The organism is Pseudomonadota bacterium (genome assembly GCA_022361155.1).
Taxonomy (GTDB): domain Bacteria; phylum Myxococcota_A; class Polyangia; order Polyangiales; family JAKSBK01; genus JAKSBK01.
Genome location: JAKSBK010000510.1, coordinates 1 through 1,296, shown reverse-complemented (window position 1 = coordinate 1,296; position 1,296 = coordinate 1). Strand labels below are relative to the sequence as shown.

Genomic DNA, 1,296 nt, shown 5'->3' with positions numbered 1-1,296 from the left:
GGGCCCGCGGAAGAATAACTCATCCATTTCGCCGGTTCTGACCACCGCTGGCTATGTTGCTGCTCCTCCAAGTATCCCCAATACTCCTCGTCGTCGCGCCTCGCCAGCGGCGCCCAGTCCTCACCGAAACACACGAGTTATTCTTCCGCGGGCCCTAAGGATTCAGGGATCGGTGAATCCGACCCACGGAGGATGAGATGGTCGAGCCGGACCTCGTGTTGGCAAGGCTGCGCGAAGCGTTCCCCGAAGCCGAGAAGATCGAGCTCAAGGATTTGACTGGCACGAAGGACCACTATCAGGCGCTGATCGTGTCGAACGTTTTCGCTGGCAAGCCCAGAGTGGCGCAGCATCAGCTCGTCTACGCGGCGCTCGGCGAGCTCATGGCGGGTCCCGTGCACGCCCTGGCCCTGAGAACCTGCACACCCGAGGCGTGGGCGAGCAAATAGGCTAGAGCGTGGACACACAATCCGAGACCGCCGCGCCCGAGCCGCTCAGGGGCAGCGGCGAACGCTACGGTTTCGTGGATCTAGCGCAGAGCCGGTCCGTTGTGCTCGAGGCGATCATGCGCAGCGCTCAGGCGCCGCGCCTCGAGCAGCTGACAGGTTGGGAATTCAACGGCCTCAATACTGCGAGCGTGACCAAGCCGCTCGGCATCAGGAAATTCAAGAAGGGCTTCTACCGAGGACCGGCGCGCGTGCCCCATGGACCGGACCCCTACGTTCAGGGTTACAACCTGGCCGTGCGGCAAAACGCCCTACAAGCTCCCCACATTCCCCGGTCGAGCGATCGCCCTAGACGTTTCGGCTTCTATCGCGTTCACCGGGTGGTACCTGGCTCGCGCGACGATCTGTACTCCAACGCGCTGCTGCTCGACTACGGCCTTGGAGGCAACGGTCCACGACCCGAGCGTTTCTTGCGTGACTACCTGGTTCAGGTCTACGCAGACGACCCGAATCTGCTGCTCGGAAAGGCCTACGTGGCGGCCGGGCCGAAGCGTCTCGCGGTCAGCTTCTTCGCGCTTGAGCGCAGTAATCCGCACGACTTCACGGGCTAGTACAACGGTCCGGAAATTCGATCCGAGTTTCCGGGCTGTTGTGCCTGAATCGACAAGGAGTCCATGAATGCACCGGTGGCCGGACCGAATTTGTGATTCGTGGTACTAGTGCCTCGCCACAGGAATCCTGGTTGGTTGGGGCCTGCAGTGGGGCTCGCTGGCAAGGCGGACCGACGAAGACTGCGGTTCATTTCGATGCGGTGCAGCGCATATTCGAGGAGGTCCCAACGCCGCCAGCGGGC

At 62.4% G+C, this 1,296-nt stretch carries 2 protein-coding genes; both read left to right on the top strand.

Features of this window, described 5'->3' with window-relative positions; genetic code table 11:
* The first annotated feature begins 197 nt into the window (after positions 1-197).
* Positions 198-446 (top strand): BolA family transcriptional regulator, encoded by a 249-nt coding sequence (locus MJD61_19040; protein ID MCG8557359.1) that lies wholly within the window; start codon positions 198-200, stop codon positions 444-446.
* 8 nt (positions 447-454) lie between these two features.
* Positions 455-1,054 (top strand): hypothetical protein, encoded by a 600-nt coding sequence (locus MJD61_19035; GenBank protein ID MCG8557358.1) that lies wholly within the window; start codon positions 455-457, stop codon positions 1,052-1,054.
* The last annotated feature ends 242 nt before the right edge of the window (positions 1,055-1,296 follow it).

What these genes read in the sequence shown, in the direction of transcription:
- MJD61_19040 (MCG8557359.1), top strand. Translation starts at nt 198, where the DNA reads ATGGTCGAGCCGGACCTCGTGTTGGCAAGGCTGCGCGAAGCGTTCCCC.